Below are 19428 nucleotides of genomic sequence, written 5' to 3' on the forward strand. Positions count from 1 at the left end.
GTGACCGATGTCGATTCAACGGCCTCCAACATCTCTCTCACCTGGGGCTCGCGGCCTTCGACATTGCACCTGATCGCCTTCTCGGCCGGCGTCGCACCCTCCGAGACCGCCTACGAGGCGGCGTCCGGTCCGGTCACCTTCGGAGAGCTGTACGCACGGGTCTTGGCAACGGCCCAGATCTTCATCGCCCAGGGGCTCGACCCCGAGGCGGCCGTCGGCGCCGGGGTCACCCAGACCGAGGCCGCCGCCGGCCGCGCACCCGCGGAGATCGCCGACGCCACCCGGCGCGCGATCGCGCTGATCCGCGAGCGTGCGCTCGGACTGATCGGCAGCACCGATCTCGGGTCACTGCCCGGACTCTTCCGCTCCGCCGTCGCCCGCCACGCCGACCATCCCGCGGTCAGCGACGCGACCGGGGCCGCGCTGTCCTACCGCGAGCTCGACGAGCAGTCCGACGCGCTGGCCGGCGGACTCCGCGCGGCCGGTGCCGGACCGGGCCGCCTCGTCGGCGTCGCGCTCCCGCGCCGTGCCGAGCTGATCGTGGCCCTGCTCGCCGTCCTCAAGACCGGGGCGGCATACCTGCCGCTCGACCGCTCACAGCCGGTCGCACGCGCTCAGTCGATCATCGACGACGCCGCGCCGCTGCTGGTGCTCGCCGACGCAGACCTGGCCACGGCGTGGGACGTCATCGACGTGCGATTCGCCGCGCCCGTGGATCTGACGGCCGGGGCTCCTCAGGGAGCAGAGGAGGCCCTCGACGAGCGGCTGCCGGCCTACCTGATCTACACCTCGGGTTCGACGGGCCGGCCGAAGGGCGTCGTCGTCTCGCATCACGAGGTCGTCGCGCTGATGAAGGCCGCGGCGGAGGAGTTCTCGTTCGGCCCGGACGACGTGTGGACGCTGTTCCACTCCTACGCGTTCGACTTCTCGGTCTGGGAGATCTGGGGACCGCTGGTCACCGGCGGACGAGTCGTCGTGGTCGACCAGGACACCACGCGCGATCCGGATGCCTTCGTCGAGCTGCTCGAGACCGAGCGGGTCACGGTGCTGAGCCAGACGCCGTCGGCCTTCTACCAGCTCATCACCGCCCAGCGACACAAGCAGGCCTCGTTTGCGCTGCGCTACATCGTGTTCGGCGGTGAGGCGCTGAGTTTCGAACAGGTCCGGCGGTGGTTCGACGACAACCCGGCCGACGGTGCGCAGCTGGTCAACATGTACGGCATCACCGAGACCACGGTGCACGTCAGCTATCGCGCGCTGGACCGCGACGCGGTGTCGGCGGGTGACGCGTCGTTCATCGGGCGGCCGTTGTCGTCGCTGGACATCCACATCCTCGACTCGCGGCTGCGGCCGGTGCCCGAGGGGGTTATCGGCGAGATGTACGTCACCGGAACGCAACTCGCGCAGGGTTATCTACGGCGGGCCGGTCTCAGCGCCACGCGTTTCGTCGCGAACCCGTTCGCGCCCGACGGTTCCGGCGACCGCATGTACCGGACCGGCGATCTGGCGCGTCGCGTCGGTGGGGACATCGAGTACCTCGGGCGCTCGGACGCCCAGGTCCAGCTCCGGGGATTCCGCATCGAGTACGGCGAGATCGAGGCCGCACTCGTCGGTCTCGACGGGATCGCGGCGGCTGCGGCGAACGTCGTCGATCTGCCCGACCGGGGCGAGATCCTCGCCGCCTACGTGGTTCCCGAACAGGGCGCCGACGTCGACGAACAGGTCGTGCGCCGTCGAGTCGCGGCCACGGTGCCGGAGTACATGGTCCCCGACGTCGTCATGACGGTCGAGCGGCTGCCGCTGACCCAGAACGGCAAACTCGATCGCGGCGCACTGCCGCGGCCGGTGCTGGCCTCGACGACCGAGTTCGTCGCGCCCGACAACGACACCGAGGCGGCCCTGCGGGACATCTTCGCGGAGGTACTGGGTCTCGAGGACATCAGCGTCGTCGAGTCGGTGTTCGACGTCGGTGGCAACTCGCTGCTGGCCGCCCGCATCGTCGGCCGCGCCGCAGAGACTCTCGGTGTGGACCTCACCGTCCGTGACCTCTTCGACGCCGCGACGGTTCGCGACCTCGCACTGGCCGCGGCGTCGAAGCGGCCGGGGCTGCCTCCGATCGAGCCCGTCGCCGACCGGCCGGACCGCATCCCACTGTCGCTCGCACAGCAGCGCATGTGGTTCATCAACCGGTTCGACCCGGCCTCGCCCGCCCACAACATCCCGATGGTCCTGCGGCTGTCGGGCGACGTGGACGCCGACGCGCTGCGTGCGGCGTTGCTCGACGTCATGACGCGCCACGAGGTCCTGCGGACCACCTATCCCGAAGCCGACGGCGACGCCTATCAGCTCGTCCACGAGCCGGCGGCGGCCGCCGCGATGCTCGACTGGCGTGAGGTGCCCGAATCGCAGCTTCCCGAGGTATTGCTCGGCGGCTTCGATCTCGTCGCCGAACTTCCGGTGCGCGTTGGCTTCTCCCGGATCTCGGACACCGAGACGATCCTCGGGATGGTCGTGCACCACATCTCGTGCGACGGCGAATCCCTGGCGCCGCTGGTGACCGACCTGATCACCGCCTACACCGCACGGGTGGCCGGGAACGCGCCCGACTTCCGGCCGCTGCCGGTCCAGATGGCCGACGTCGCCCTGTGGCAGCGCCGGGTGTTCGGCGCCGCCACCGACGACTCCTCGCTCATCGGGGCCCAGCTCCAGTACTGGGCGCGGCAACTCGACGGCGCGCCCGACGTGCTGGAGTTGCCCACCGACCGCCCACGTCCGGCCGTGGCCTCACAGCGCGGTGCACGCGTCGAATTCAGTGTGCCGCAGGAGGTCTCGGACCGCGTTGCGCGTCTGGCCCGCGATCGCGGGCTGACCCCGTTCATGGTCGCGCATGCGGCGCTCGCGGTGTTGCTGTCGCGCCTGTCCGCGACCGAGGACATCACCGTCGGAACGCCGATCGCCGGTCGTGGCCAGTCGATCCTCGACCCGATGGTCGGGATGTTCGTCAACACGCTGGTCCTCCGGACCGGCGTCGACTCCTCGGCCGGCTTCGGCCAACTGCTCGACGACGTCCGCCGCACCGATCTCGAGGCCTTCGCGAACGCGGACATCCCCTTCGAGGCGGTCGTCGAACGGGTGAACCCGCTGCGCACCGAGGCCTACGCGCCCCTCGCGCAGGTGTGGCTCGCCTTCGACCAGTCGGCCATCGCCGACCTGGCCTCGCAGACGCTGACGATCGGCGAGGCCGGCGGCCTGGCCGTGACCCCGGCCGAACCGGACGAGCTCTCCGCGCGCGTCGACCTGACCGTCGGCATCGCCGACAACGGCGACAACTGGCAGGGCTCGGTGCTCTATGCGACCGACCTGTACGACCCCGAATCGGTGCGCCTCTTCGCCGATCGGTTCGTCCGCCTTCTCGACGCCCTGACCGCGGACCCGGGTGCGCCTGTCGGCGACGCCGAGTTGATGACCTCGGCCGAGCACGAGGCGATCGAACGATGGGTCGGTGCGGCTGACACCGACGCCGGCCCCGGGCAGGTCGTCACGGTCGCGGATGCGCTGGCGGACTCGTTCGCCCGCAACGCTTCTCGCCCCGCCGTTCGCGTGGGCGGGCGCACCTACGACCACGCCGAGTACGGTGCGCTGGTCCATGCGTTCGCACGACGACTACTCGAGCATGGTGTCGCGCCGGATGTGGCGGTCGCGGTTGCCGTTCCGCGGTCGGTCGAGATGCTCGTCGCGATCCACGGGATCGTGCTCGCCGGCGGAGCCTACGTGCCGATCGACCCGGAGGCGCCGGCCGAGGTCGTCCGCCGGCAACTGGCGTTGTCCGGTGCGTCGACGGTGGTCGTCGCCGGCGCACTTCCGAGCTGGGCCGAGGCCGCGTCCGCCGTTCCGGAAACCTTCGTCACCGTCGATCTCGACGCGCTCGCGACCGCTGCGTCGGATCCCGTCACCCCCGCGGATCGTCCGGTGGCGCTGCGCGCCGGGCACCCGGTGTACACACTGTTCACCTCGGGCTCGACCGGACAGCCCAAGGGCGTGACGGTCACCCATCGGGGCCTGCACGACATGCTGTCCTGGTTCGGGGCCTACACCGGTGACCCGGCGGACGAACGGGTGCTGGTGAAGACCCCGTACACCTTCGACGCCTCGGTCTGGGAGCTGTTCTGGCCGTTCGTCGCGGGCGCCACCGCTGTGGTCGCAGCACCCGACGGCCACCGTGATCCGGCGCATCTCGCCCGGATCATCGCCGACGAGCGGGTCACCTCGGTGCAGTTCGTGCCGTCATTGCTCGCGGTGTTCCTCGACGAGAGCTTCGATCCCGCCACCGGTCTGTCCTCGGTGCGCCAGATCTTCACCGGCGGTGAGTCACTCACCCCCGCGGTGACGCAGCAGACGCTCGCGGCCGCCCCGCACGCGGTGGTCGTCAACCAGTACGGGCCGACCGAGATGACGGTGGACGCGACGATCCGGCCCCTGGTCGAACCGGTCGAGGTCGTCACCATCGGTCGCCCGGCACCTGGCGTGACGGCCCGGGTCCTCGACACCCGCCTCCGCCCGGTGCCGCCCGGCGTCCCCGGTGAGCTGTACCTGGGTGGCGCGCAGATGGCCCGCGGGTATGCCGGCGCGCCGGCGCTGACCGCCCAGGCGTTCATCGCCGACCCGTCCGGCCCAGCGGGCTCGCGGTTGTACCGGACCGGCGACCTCGCACGCTGGCGCGCCGACGGTGAACTCGAGTATCTCGGCCGCGCCGACTTCCAGGTCAAGATCCACGGACAGCGCATCGAACTCGGCGAGACCGAGGCAGTCCTGTCTGCTGCACCGGGTGTGGTCGCCGCCGCTGCCGCGGTCACCACGACGTCCGCGGGCGATGCGCTCGTCGCCTACCTGACGGGCCATCCGGGCGACACCGTGGACGTCGACACGGTCCGCGCCTTCGCCGCGGAACGGTTGCTCACCCACCTGCGCCCGACGCTGTGGGTCGTCCTCGACGAGATGCCTCGTAACGCCTCCGGCAAGGTCGACCGGCGCGCGCTGCCGGCGCCCACCGTGTCCCGGTCCGAGATCGTCGAGCCGGCGACGCCGGCCGAGCAGGCCCTGGCAGCTGTGGTCGCCGAAGTCCTCGGAGTCGAGCGGATGTCGGTCGTCGACTCCTTCTTCGATCTCGGCGGCAACTCCCTGGCCGCGATGCGGGTCGCGGCCCGCGCCGGTGCGGCGCTCGGCGTCGAGGTCAGCGTCCGCGACCTCTTCGACGCACCGAGCGTGCGTGAGCTCGCGCAGCGCGTCGCCGACCGCGTACCCGGCCTCCCGCCGGTCACCGCGGTGCGCCCGCGCCCGGATGAGATCCCGCTGTCCTATGCGCAGCAACGCATCTGGTTCATCAACCAGTTCGACACCAGCTCGGCGGCCTACAACATCCCGATCGCCCTGCGCCTGCGCGGCAAGCTCGACCTCGCCGCGCTGCGTGCCGCGATGGTCGACGTCGTCGAGCGTCAGGAAGTGCTCCGCACGGTGTTCCCGTCGATCGACGGTGCACCGCAACAGGTCATCGGGGATGCCACCGGTGTGGGCGCCGAACTCGACTGGGATGTCGTCGACGAGGAATCGGATCTGTTCGCGGCCGCCGGCGCGGGTTTCGACGTCACGGTGCAGCGGCCGATCCGCATCCGCGTGCATCGCGTCGACGATCTCGAACACATCGTTCTCATCGTGATCCACCACATCGCCGGCGACGGCGAATCGATGCGGCCTCTGGTCACCGATGTGGTGACCGCCTATGTGGCGCGCTCGCAGGGCCGTTCGCCGGACTTCGCCGATCTGGAGGTGCAGTTCGCCGACGTCGCGCTCTGGCAACGTCGTGAGCTCGGCTCGATCGACGACCCGGATTCGCGTGTCTCGGCGCAGGTCGACTACTGGCGCACCGCGCTGGCCGGGCTTCCCGAGGTGCTCGAACTTCCCGCCGACCGTCCGCGTCCGAAGGTCGCGTCGATGGCCGGTGCCGAAGTCGGATTCGAGATCGACTCGGCGACAGCAGATCTCGTCCGAAATCTCGCCGCCGAGCGTGGCGTCACCGAGTTCATGGTCATCCATGCGGCACTGGCGGTGCTGCTGTCGCGACTCTCGGCCACCGACGACATCGCCATCGGCACCCCGATCGCCGGACGCGGCGACGCCGCCCTGGATCCGCTGGTCGGCATGTTCGTCAACACCCTCGTGCTGCGTACCGTCGTCGACCCCGCGAAGCGGTTCGCCGACCTCCTCGACGCCGTGCGGGTCACCGACCTCGACGCCTTCGCCCACGCCGATGCGCCCTTCGAGGCCGTCGTGGACGCACTCGCGCCGTCGCGCTCGGAGGCCTTCGCGCCGCTGACGCAGATCCTGCTGACCGTCGACCCCACGCCCGCCGACCCGTCGTCGCTCGTCGCCGACATCGACGATCTCGCGGTGGAAGTCGTGGAGACCGAAGAGAACTCGGCGAAGGTGGACCTGACTGTCGGACTCCGCGGCGGTCGCGGCGGGTCCTGGATCGGCCGCGTCAACTACGCCACGGACCTGTTCGACGAGGCGACGGTCGCGCGGATGATGGATCGATTCGCGCGGTTGCTGCACGAGCTGGTCACCGACGCGGCCGTGCCGGTGGGTGACGCCGACCTGTTCGACACCGACGAGCGCGAGCTGCTGACCCCCGTGGGCCGTCAGCCCGCGACGCCGGCCGTGCCGCTGGCCGAGCTGTTCGCCGCCGCGGTCCGGCGCGGCGGAGCGGATCGGACCGCGGTCGTCGACCCCGACCGGTCATTGACGTACGGCGAGCTCGATGCCGCGTCGAACCGGCTGGCTCGGTACCTGCTGGATCGGGGCATCGGCCGCGGCACCCTGGTCGCGCTGCTCATCCCACGGTCGGTGGAACTGATGGTCGCGATCTGGGCGGTGGCCAAAACCGGGGCCGGGTACGTACCGATCGACCCGGATTACCCGGCGGATCGTGTGTCGCACATGATCACCGATTCCGGGGCGCGGCTCGGGCTCACGCTCGGCGACGTGGCCGGGCCCGGAATGCTCGGCGGCGAGTGGCTGGGACTGGACTCGCCGGAGCTCATCGAAGCCGTTGCGGCAAGTAGTGATTCGCCTGTGACCGGCGCCGACCGGCCGAGCGCGGTCGGGGCCGACGACACGGCCTACGTGATCTACACGTCCGGATCGACCGGTACGCCCAAGGGCGTCGAGGTCACCGCGGGCGGCCTGCGCAACTTCGGCGTCGAGGCCGCGGAGAGATCCGGCATCACCCCGGACTCTCGCGTCCTGGGTTTCGCCTCGCCCAGTTTCGACGCCTTCGTACTCGAGTACCTGCTCGCCTTCGCGGTGGGTGCCTCCGTCGTGTATCGGCACCGCGACGCGGTGGCCGATGCACCGCTCGCGGATTTCATGCGCGAGCACCGCGTGACCCACACGTTCCTCACCCCGACAGTGCTCGCCTCCCTCGATCCGGCCGACCTCCCGGATCTGCACACCGTCTACGCGGGCGGTGAGGCGGTCCCGGACACCTTGCGCGACCGCTGGGCACCGCTGGTGCGATTCCAGAACCTCTACGGACCCACCGAGACCACGATCGGTGTCGCGATCGGCCCGCCCATGCGGGTCGAGGAACCGGTCCTCGTCGGACCGCCGATCGGCGGCGTCGACCTGCTGGTGCTCGACTCCCGGCTCCGTCCCGTTCCGGTCGGGGTGGCGGGCGAACTGTACGTGAGCGGCCCGGCCCTGGCGCGCGGCTACCTCGAGCGGCGGGGTCTGACCGCGGAGCGCTTCGTCGCCAACCCCTTCGGCGCGCCGGGCGACCGGATCTATCGCACCGGGGACATCGTCCGCTGGGCCCGTGACCGCGACGGGTCGCTCTCGGTGGACTATGTCGGTCGTAGCGACGACCAGATCAAGCTTCGCGGTCTGCGTATCGAACTCGGCGAGATCGAGAGTGCGCTCGGCGACCACCCCGCGGTGGCTTCCGCGGTCGTCATCGGCGTCGACTCCGACGGTGGGCTCGCTGCGAGTGGGCAGTCGGTCGTCGCGGCGCTCGCCGCCTACGTGGTGTTGCACGACGCAGTCGACATCGCCACGCTGCGCGAGCACCTCGCCGACCGGTTGCCGTTGTTCATGGTGCCGGCCGGGATCGTCGTGCTCGACGCACTGCCGCTGACCCCGGTGGGCAAGCTCGATCGTCGGGCACTCCCCGCGCCGACCATCGAGGTCGACTCCGATCACGTCGACGCCGAGACGCCGGTCGAGCAGCAGCTCGCCACGATCATCGCCGGACTCCTGGGTCTCGAACGCGTCAGCGTCACCGACTCCTTCTTCGCCCTCGGCGGCGATTCCATCATGTCCATCCAGGTCGCTTCGGCCGCGCGGGCCGCCGGGATCGACGTGTCGCCTCGAGACATCTTCGAGCACAAGACCGTTCGTGCGATCGCCCGCGCCGTCGGCGCCCGCGGCGAGCGGGTGCCTGCCCTCGAGGAACCGGCCGGTGGCGGGATCGGCCCGATGGCCGTGCCGCCGGTGGTCTCCTGGATCCTCGGCCAGACCGACGAGGTCACCGACTTCGCCGACTTCTCCCAGTCGATGGTGCTGACCGCTCCGGCCGGACTCACCGTCGAGATCGCGCAGGAGCTCCTCGCGCAGGTCGTCGCCGTTCATCCGATGCTCGCCGCGGCCGTCGAATCGGGGCCGGATGGTGAGTGGCGCATGCGCACCGGTGTCGCGCCACTGGAGCCCGGTGCGGTCACCGCGCTCGCTTCTCCCGCGCTCGTCGGCGACCCCGGCTTCTCCGACACCGTCGTCGCGGCCTTCGAGGACGCCTCCCGGCGCCTCGACCCGACCACCGGGCAGCTCGTCGCGGCCGTTCTGGTCACCGACCCAGCCGCCGCCGCACGGCTCGTCGTCGTGATCCATCACCTGGGCGTCGACGCCGTCTCGTGGCGGGTCATCATCGAGGACCTGCTGACCGCGTGGGCGCAGCATCAAGGCAGTCAGGCGTATTCGTTGCGACCGGAGGTCACCTCGGCGCGCGCCTTCACCGCCGCGCTCGATGCCCAGCGGGCCGGGCGATCCGACGAGTTGCGCTACTGGCTCGAACGGTCGCCGGAACGGGTCACCGACCTCGGGGCGGAGGTCGACCGCGCCCGTGACCGCATGTCGACCACCGAGACCGTGGTCCACACGGTCGGCTCGTCGGTGACCGAGGCGCTGCTGACCTCGGTGCCGACCGCCTTCCGCGGCAACGTCAACGACGCTCTCGTGGCTGCTCTGGCGCGCGCCGTCCGGTCGTGGCAGCAGGCCCGGGGCATCGCCGACGACCGGCCGGTGACCATCCTGCTCGAGGGGCACGGCCGATACGAGGAAGCCCTGCTACGCGGAACCGATCCGCGGACCGTGGATCTGTCCCGGACCGTCGGGTGGTTCACGACCATCGCGCCGATGGCCGTCGACGTGCGCGGCGACGCTGTCCACACGGTTAAGCTCGCCAAGGAGGAGCGGGTCGGCCAGCCCGACAACGGGATCGGTTACGGACTCCTCCGCTACGGCGACACCGAGCTGTCCCGGCGACCGTTGCCGAGCATCGGCTTCAACTACCTCGGCAACGTCACGGGAACCGGGGCCGGCGGCGAGAACGCCTCGGCCGTCGGCGAGGCGGGCATGCCGTTCCTGCCCGACCCCGCCGCACCGCGCCTGCCCGGCACGGTCACCGGCGCGATGGTCGTGCCGAACCTGCTCAGCATCAACGCGGGAACCGCGATCGGCGACAGCGGTCGCGAGTTCGTCGCGGGATTCACGTTCCCGCGCGGCGCGATCGACACCGAGGCGGTCGACGACCTCGCGCGGCGCTGGGACGTCGAGCTCGCGACCATCGTCGACGAGATCGCCCGCGTCGGCGATCCGGGACTCTCCCCGTCGGATGTCCTCGGTGCGCGCGTCACCCAGGACGATCTCGATCACCTGGCCCGGCGGTATCCGGGCGCCGACGTGTGGCCGCTGTCGCCGTTGCAGCGCGGCCTGCAGTTCCAGGCCGAACTCGCCGCGGCGGGCCGCGAGGCCGGAGCGGTCGACGTCTACACCGCGCAGGCGGTTCTCACACTCAAGGGCGAGGTCGACGCCGCCCGTCTCGCCGAGGCCGTGCGCGAGGTCTTCGCCCGCCATCGGGTACTGCGCTCCAGTTTCGTCCGGGTGCCCAGCGGCGAGGTCGTCGCGGTGGTTCCGGAGACGGTCGAGATCCCTTGGCGGACAGTCGATGCCGACAACGGCGACGATGCGATCGCCGCGGTCGCGCAGGTCGAACGCGCGACGCCGTTCGACCTCGAGTCCGGCCCGCTCATGCGGTTCGTCCTCGTCCGCAGTGGCACGCGCTCGACGCTGGTCGTCACCAGCCACCACATCCTGATCGACGGCTGGTCGAGCCCGCTGATCATGGCCGACCTGTTCGCGCTGTACGCCACCGGTCAGACCTACACCGGCACCGTCGCCGCCGAGTCCGGGGCTCGGGGAGACTACTTCGACTACCTGCGGTACATCGCCGCCTCCGACACCGAAGCGGGACTGGCGGCTTGGCGGTCGGTGCTGTCCGCCGTCGACGAGCCGACCCTCGTCGGCTCCGGCCGCGAGGCGACCTCTGATCAGCTTCCGCGCGATCACAGCGTGCTGCTCCCGGCCGAGATCACCTCCGCCGTCGACGACCTCACGCGCGCACGGGGAGTCACCGTCTCGACGGTGATGCAGTTCGCCTGGGCGGTGCTGCTCTCGCGCATCACCGGTCAGCGCACGGTCGTCTTCGGCGAGACCGTCTCCGGACGTCCGGCCGACCTGGACGGCGTCGAGACGATGGTCGGCCTCTTCATCAACACCCTGCCCGCGGTCGCGGACGTCGACCCGGGCGCCCGCGCCGCCGACGTCCTCGACGCGCTGCAGGCCTCGAAGGTCGCGGTGCTCGACCACCAGCACCTCGGACTGCCCGAGCTGACCGCACTCGTCGGTCGCGGACAGCTGTTCGACACCCTCGCGGTGCACGAGTCCTACCCGGTCGACGCCCAGTCGCTGAAGCAGGGAGCCGACGCCGGTGGCATCGGGATCGAGGACCTCGACGCCACCGACTCGACCCACTACCCGCTCAACCTGGTGACCGGCGTGGTCGGCGACCAGATCGAGCTGAAACTGAAGTATCTGCCCGCCGCCTTCGACGAGCGACAGGTGCAGGTGTACTCGGATGCGTTGATCCGCATCCTGACGACCCTCGTCGCCGACCCGGCCACCGAGGTCGGGGCCATCTCCCTGCTCGACGACGCCGAATACCGCAGCGGGCTCACGCCGCCGGTCACCCGGACCCGCAACACCGATGTCCCGCTCGCCGAGTTGTTCACGGGTGCAGCGCGCGCCCATGCCGATCGTCCGGCGGTCACCGACACCACGTCCACACTCGACTACCGCGAGCTCGACGAACGTTCCGCCGCGGTCGCCGCGGCCCTGCGCGCGCGGGGAGTGTCCACCGGCGATCTCGTCGCCGTGGCAACCTCCCGCGGCGTCGACCTCGTTTCCTCGATCCTGGGTGTGTTGCGTTCCGGCGCCGGCTATCTGCCGCTGGACACCACCAACCCCGTCGACCGGCTGGGTTTCATCGTCTCCGATGCCGCGCCGAGCGCGGTGATCATCGACGACACGACCGCGGACTTCGAACTGTGGTCCCGGTTGGGCACCACACCGGTGGTGCCGGTCGCGCAACTGGTCGTCGAGGGTGCCGCTGCGAGTCCGGAACCGGTTACGGTCCATCCTGATTCGCGTGCCTACGTGATCTACACGTCGGGCTCCACGGGCCGGCCCAAGGGCGTCGAGGTCACCCACCGCGATGTCGTCACCCTGATGGACACCGCCGCAGATGATTTCGACGTCGACGAGACGGACGTGTGGACGATGTTCCACTCGTACGCGTTCGACTTCTCGGTCTGGGAACTCTGGGGGCCGCTGCTGTCCGGAGGCCGTCTCGTCCTGGTCGACCGGGACCTGGCACGGGCTCCGGAGGAGTTCCTCGATCTGCTGTCGCGCGAACGGGTCACCGTGCTGAGCCAGACGCCCTCGGCGTTCTACCAGCTCGCCGAGGCCCGCCGGCGCCGTGGGACCGCACTGGCGTTGCGTTACATCGTCTTCGGTGGCGAGGCGCTCAGCTTCGAGCAGGTCCGGCGCTGGTTCGACGATCATCCGGGCGAGACCACGTCGCTGGTCAACATGTACGGCATCACCGAGACGACCGTGCACGTCAGCTTCCGTCCGCTCGACCCGTCGTCGGTGGCCGCCGATGACGCGAGCTTCATCGGTCGTCCGCTGTCGTCGCTGGCCATCCATGTGCTCGACGACCGCCTGCGTCCGGTCCCGGAGGGCATCGTCGGCGAGATGTACGTCACCGGTGGACAACTGGCGCAGGGTTACCTCAAGCGCGCCGGCCTGTCCTCGACGCGGTTCGTGGCCTCGCCCTACGGCGAGCCCGGGTCCCGGATGTATCGCACCGGCGACCTGGCACGCCGCGTCGGCGATGACATCGAGTACCTCGGCCGGGGCGATGCGCAGGTGCAGTTGCGCGGCTACCGGATCGAGTTCGGTGAGATCGAGGCGGCACTCCTCGCGGTCCCGGGTGTGAACGCGGCCGCGGCGCGTGTCGTCGACATCCCCGGTCGCGGTGAGCAACTCATCGGCTATCTCGTCCGCGACGCCGACGATGCGGTCGAGGCCGCCGAGGTCCGGCGCCTCGCCGGCCGCGCGGTGCCGTCGTACATGGTCCCGGACCAGATCGTCGACGTGGCGACGCTGCCGCTCACCGCGAACGGCAAACTCGACCGCGACGCCCTTCCGGTACCCGACTCGGCCACCGTGGTCGAGGAGTTCGTCGCGCCCACCGGCCCGCAGGAGACCGCGGTCGCGCAGGTCTTCGCCGAGGTGCTCGGAGTCGACGAGATCGGGGTCACGACAAGCTTCTTCGACCTCGGTGGTAATTCGCTGTCCGCGACCCGCCTCGCCTCGCGCGTCGCCGACGCACTCGGTACCGAGGTGTCGGTGCGAGACGTGTTCGAGGCGCCGTCCGTCCGCGACCTCGTCGAGGCAGTCGCCGGACGCGGCGCGAATCTGCCACCCGTGGTGGCCGTGTCGCCGCGCCCGGATCGGATCCCGCTGTCGTTCGCGCAGCGCCGGATCTGGTTCATCAACCGGTTCCAGCCCGAGTCGGTCGCCTACAACATCCCGGCGGTGCTGCGCCTCACGGGCCCGCTCGATCCCGACGCGCTGCGCGCCGCCATCGTCGACGCGGTGGAGCGGCACGAGGTGCTGCGCACGACCTTCCCCGACGACGCAGGCGAGCCGTATCAGCTGATCCACCCCGCCGAGGAGGTCGACCGACGACTCGACTGGGCGCTGGTGGACTCCGCCGACGAGCTCGAACTCGCCGCGGGAACCGGATTCGACGTCACTGCCCAGTGGCCCCTGCGGGCCCGACTCTGGCGCATCGACGACACCGAGGCGATCCTCGCGATCATCCTCCACCACATCGGCGCAGACGGTGAGTCGCTGGCGCCGCTGGTCTCCGACGTCGTTGCGGCCTACCAGGCGCGCAGTCGGGGGGCCGAGCCGGAGTTCGGTCCGCTGCAGGTGCAGTTCGCCGACTACGCGATCTGGCAGCACGAGGTCCTCGGTGACCCCGATGACCCGGAATCGATCATCGGTCGCCAGCTCGGATACTGGACGGCCCGGCTCGCCGGACTGCCGGAGGTCCTCGAACTCCCGGCGGATCGCCCGCGTCCGGCAGTGGCCTCCAACCGCGGCGCACACCACGGTCTGCAGATCCCCGCGGACGTCGCCGCGGCCGTCGACGCCCTGCGCGCCGAGCGGGGGATGACCTCCTTCATGGTGGTCCACGCCGCCCTCGCGGTCGTCCTCGCCCGGCTGTCGGCCACCGAGGACATCGCGGTCGCCACCCCGATCGCGGGACGCGGTCAGCGTGCCCTCGACCCGCTCGTCGGCATGTTCGTCAACACCTTGGTCCTCCGCTCCGAGGTACGGCCGGGCATGAGTTTCGACGAGCTGCTCGCCGCGGTCCGGGTCACCGACCTGGATGCGTTCGCGCACGCCGACGTGCCGTTCGAGGCCCTGGTGGAGCGAATCAATCCGGTTCGCTCAGAGGCATTCTCGCCGCTCGCCCAGGTGATGCTGTCGTTTGACCCGGCCATGTCGGCCGGTGCGGTCGTCGACGCGGTGACCGAGCTGGGGATCGCTCCGGTCGAGCGCGACTCGGTCGCCGCCCAGATGGACATGACGGTCACCGTGACCGCGACACCGGGCGCCGCGTGGGACGTCTCGCTGATCTACGCGACCGATCTGTTCGACGACCCGACGATCGCCGAATTCGGCGCGCGCTTCGTCGAGGTGCTGCGCCGACTCGTCACGTCTCCCGCCGCCCCGGTGGGTGACATCACCCTGCTCGACGATGCCGCGCAGGCACAGATCGAGGGCGCCGAGTCGGGCGCCGAGACCGCCGTTCCCGCTGTCACCCTGCCCGACGCCCTCGTCGCCCGGGTCGCGGAGAACCCGGACGCGCGAGCGCTGTCGTTCGGCGGCCGGTCGGTGCGGTACGGCGAGTTCGGTGCTCAGGTGTGGACCCTCGCCCGAACCCTGCTCGCCTCCGGCGTGCGGCCCGGAGACGCAGTCGCCGTGTGCCTTCCGCGTTCGATCGACATGATGGTGGCCATTCACGCGGTCGTCGCGGCGGGCGGTCACTACGTACCCGTCGATCCGACCGCGCCCCGCGATCGCGCGGCCTACATGATCGAGACCGCCGGTGTGCACCATGTCCTGGTCGCGGCCGGTGCCGTGCCGGAATCAGTTGGGGGACTGGGCGAAGCGGCCTCGATCGTCGTGGTCGACACGACCACCGAGGTCGATCTCGCGACCGCACCGGTCACCGACGACGAGCGCGGGCGGACGATCGGGCCGGACGACGCCGCGTACACCCTGTTCACGTCGGGGTCGACGGGTCGGCCGAAGGGTGTGACGGTGTCGCATGCGGCGATCGTGAACCGCCTGGAGTGGATGCGGGACTGGTATTCGATCAAGGACTCGGATGTCTTCGTGCAGAAGACACCGGTGACGTTCGATGTGTCGGTGTGGGAGTTGTTCCTGCCGTTCGCGGTGGGGGCGACGTTGGTGGTGGCCGAGCCGGAGCGGCATGGTGATCCGCGGTATCTGGCGGAGTTGATCACGGCCGAGCGGGTGTCGGTCATCCATTTCGTGCCGTCGATGTTGTCGGTGTTCCTGGATGTCCTGGGCGATCGGGTGGGTGAGTTGTCGTCGTTGCGGTTGACGTTCACCTCGGGTGAGGCGTTGACCGCGCCGGTGGCGCAGGCGTTGGTGGTGGCGTTGCCGGGCAACGAGGTCCACAATCTGTACGGCCCGACCGAGGCGGCGGTGGATGTGACCGCCCATCAGGTGCGGGCGGGGGAGACGTCGGTGCCTATCGGCGTCCCGGTGCCCAATACTGCTGTGCGAGTTCTGGATTCGCGCCTGCACCGGGTTCCGGGTGGCGTGCCCGGCGAACTGTACCTGTCGGGTGTCCAGCTGGCGCGGGGATACGCTTCGCGCCCCGATCTCACTGCGGATCGCTTCGTCGCCGATCCGTATGCCGCGCCGGGCGGCCGTATGTACCGGACCGGTGACCTCGTCCGCTGGAATGCGCTCGGACAGCTGGAGTACCTGGGCCGCACGGACTTCCAGGTGAAGCTCCGCGGCCAGCGACTCGAGCTCGGTGAGGTCGAGACGGTGCTGGCGTCCGTACCGGGAGTGGTCCACGCCGCCGCGACGGTGGCCGAGTCGCCTCGCTCGGGACAGCATCTGGTGGCCTACTTCGCTCCCGACACCGTGTCCACGGACGCGGTCAAGGCGGCCGTGGTCCGGGAACTACCGGAGTACATGCGTCCCACGGTGTGGATGCCGCTGCCCGACATCGCCCTCAACAGCTCGGGCAAGATCGACCGGAAATCGCTGCCGCAGCCGCACTTCGGCAGCGGCGAGACCGTCGCTCCCACCACCCCCGTCGAGGAGTCGGTGGCCGCTGTCTTCGCCGATGTCCTCGGTGTCGACCGGGTGGGCGTGACCGACAGCTTCTTCGACCTCGGCGGCAACTCGCTGTCGGCGATGCGCCTTGCCGCGCGCGTCGGCGACGTGCTCGGCACCGAGATCACGGTCCGGGACCTCTTCGATGCGCCGAACGTCCGCGACCTGATCGCGTCCGGGTCGCGGCACGCGGACGGACGCGCCCCGATCGTCGCGGTGTCGCCTCGCCCCGAGCGCATCCCGCTGTCGTTCGCACAGCAGCGCATGTGGTTCATCAACCAGTTCGATCCGAGCCTGCCCACCTACAACATCCCGGCTGTCGTCCGGATGTCGGGGCGGCTCGATGTCGAGGCACTGCGCGCGGCGATCGCCGATGTGGTGGTACGGCACGAGGTGCTGCGGACGACGTTCCCGCAGGACGCCGAGGGTCCGCACCAGGTGATCGCCGATGCCGACGAGGTGCCGGCGCATCTCGATTTCTCGCAGGTGCGTACCCAGGGCGACTTCGAGGCCGAGGTGTCCCGTGGCTTCGACGTGGCCGCCCAATGGCCGGTCCGCGCGTGCCTGTGGCAGATCGACGCCGACACCCACGTCCTGGGCCTCGTCACCCATCACATCGCCTCCGACGGCGAGTCGCTGCAGCCGCTGGTCGCCGACATGGTGACGGCCTACGTCGCGCGCAGCGCCGGGGAGACCCCGACGTTCGTCCCGCTCGAGGTGCAGTTCGCCGACTTCGCGATCTGGCAGCACGAGGAGCTCGGTTCAGCCGACGACCCCGAGTCCGTCCTCGGCCGGCAGCTCGCCCACTGGACCGGCCGCCTGGCCGGCCTTCCCGACGTGCTGGAGCTTCCGGCCGACCGCCCGCGCCCGGCGATCGCCACCGCCCGGGGCGGCCGCATCGGCTTCGAGATCCCGGCCGACGTCGCCGAGGCGGTGGCCGGCGCCGCTCGTGCGCACGGTGTCACCCCGTTCATGGTCGTGCACGCCGCCCTCGCGGTGCTCCTCTCGCGCCTCTCGGCCACCGACGACATCGCGATCGCCACGCCGGTCGCGGGGCGCGGATCGCGGGTGCTCGATCCGCTGGTCGGTATGTTCGTCAACACCCTGGTGCTGCGGTCGCGCGTGGTCCCCGGCATGACGGTCGACGAGTTGCTGGCCCAGGTCCGGGCCACCGATCTCGACGCCTTCACCAACGCCGACATCCCGTTCGAGACCCTCGTCGAACATCTGGATCCGATCCGCTCCGAGGCGTTCGCCCCGCTCGCCCAGGTCATGCTGACCATGGACCAGTCGCTGCTGTCCGGGGCCGCACTGTCGGTCGACGGCAGCGGTTCTGCCGAGGTGCCCGAACTCGCCGGACTGTCCATCACGCCGGTCGACCCGCCACAGGTCTCGGCGCAACTCGACCTGGCCGTCGCCGTTGCGGCCGATGTCCCCGGCCGCGCGTGGTCGGGCACGGTCATCTACGCGCAGGACCTGTTCGACCCCGAGACGGTGACCGAACTCGCGACCCGGCTGGTGTCGGTGCTGAGCGATCTCGCCGGCGCCGGCCGCCGATCCCGTGCGGTGGGCGACCTGGCACTGGTCTCCGCCGACGACCGCGCGCGCGTCGCCGAGTGGTCCGTGGGGCAGTCGGCGACCTTCGGCCGGCCGGTGATCGCCGAGGCGGTGGCCGACGGTGTCGCCGCACACGCGGCACAGATCGCGGTGCGGTTCGCCGACCGTGAGGTCACCTACCGTGAATTCGGTTCCCGCGTTGCCGATCTCGCGCGTGTACTGATCGGTTCCGGAGTGGGTCCGGACGTCGCCGTCGGTGTCTGCATCGACCGGTCGGTGGAGATGGTCGTCGCCGTGCACGCCGTCCTCGCCGCTGGTGGCCAGTACGTCCCCATCGATCCCGGAGCGCCCACCGACCGCGTCGAGTACATGGTCGACACCGCGCAGGCGCGGATCGTGCTGGTGGCCGCGGGAATACGGCCGCCCGCGATCGACGGCCTCGGCGACCGCGTGCAGGTCGTCGAGGTGGACACCACGACGCCGCCGACGGATGCCGCGCCGGTCTCCGATGCCGAGCGTCTGGCGCCGTTGCGCGGTGATCACGCCGCATACACGCTCTTCACCTCCGGCTCGACCGGCCGCCCCAAGGGCGTGACGGTGTCGCATGCCGCCGTGATGAACCGCCTCTGGTGGGGACTCGGGGAGTTCGCCTGGGCAGTCGGCGACCGCGTCGTGCAGAAGACGCCGTATACGTTCGACGTCTCGGTGCCGGAGTTGTTCGGCCCGCTTCTGACCGGCGCGACGATGGTCGTCGCCCGTCCGGGCGGACACACCGATCCGGAGTACCTGGCCGACCTGATCGTCGAGACCCGGGCCACCTCGGTGCACTTCGTGCCCTCGATGATGTCGATCTTCCTCGACCTCGTCCCGGATGCTCGGTTCGCCGAGTTCTCGTCGCTCCGTTGGGTGTTCGCGTCCGGCGAGGCGTTGCCCCCGGCCGTCGTCGCCCGGCTGCACGCCCTGCTGCCGCAGGTGCAGATCGTCAACCTCTTCGGTCCGACCGAGGCGGCGGTCGAGGTCGCCGTCGCGGACGTGACCTCGGCGCCCGCGCTGATCCCGATCGGCGTGCCGGTGGCGAACACGTCCACCTGGGTCCTCGACGCGCGGCTGCGGCCGGTGCCCGCCGGTGTCCCGGGTGAGCTCTATCTCGGTGGCGTACAGCTGGCGCGCGGGTACGCGGCGCGCCCGGACCTGTCCGCCGAGCGGTTCGTCGCCGACCCCTTCGGCGCGCCGGGCTCCCGGTTGTACCGCACCGGCGACCTGGTCCGGTGGCAGGCCGACGGTTCGCTGGAATACCTGGGCCGCACCGACTTCCAGGTGAAGTTGCGTGGCCAGCGGATCGAACTCGGCGAGATCGAGTCGGTGATCGCGGCCGTCGACGGCGTCGTGCACACCGCCGTGACGGTCGCCAAGGCCCCGACCGGCGCCGATCATCTGGTGGGTTACGTCGCACCGGAGGACGTAGACCTCGACTCGGTCAAGGCGGCCGTGGCGGCGGAGCTGCCGGAGTACATGCGACCCACGGTCTGGGTCACGGTGCCGTTCCTGGAACTCAACACCGCGGGCAAGATCGATCGGAAGGCGTTGCCCGAACCCGACTTCGGCGTGCACACCGAGGACTATGTGGCGCCGGCGAGCTCGACCGAGGAGACGCTGGCCGCGATCGTCGCGCACCTGATCGGTGTCGACCGCGTGTCGGTCACCGAGTCGTTCTTCGCTCTGGGCGGCGACTCGATCATGTCGATCCAG

Annotated in this window: 1 protein-coding gene (running past one end of the window); it reads left to right on the plus strand. The window is 70.6% G+C overall.

Features of this window, described 5'->3' with window-relative positions:
• On the plus strand, positions 1–19428 hold the 5' portion of the coding sequence (locus tag ABIC25_RS18570) for a non-ribosomal peptide synthase/polyketide synthase (protein WP_354562626.1). Its footprint extends 20739 nt past the window's final position; the window shows 19428 of its 40167 coding nt (coding positions 1–19428); its start codon is at positions 1–3; its stop codon lies beyond the right edge, outside the window.

Source organism: Gordonia sp. PvP123, from assembly GCF_040547295.1.
Taxonomy (GTDB): domain Bacteria; phylum Actinomycetota; class Actinomycetes; order Mycobacteriales; family Mycobacteriaceae; genus Gordonia; species Gordonia terrae.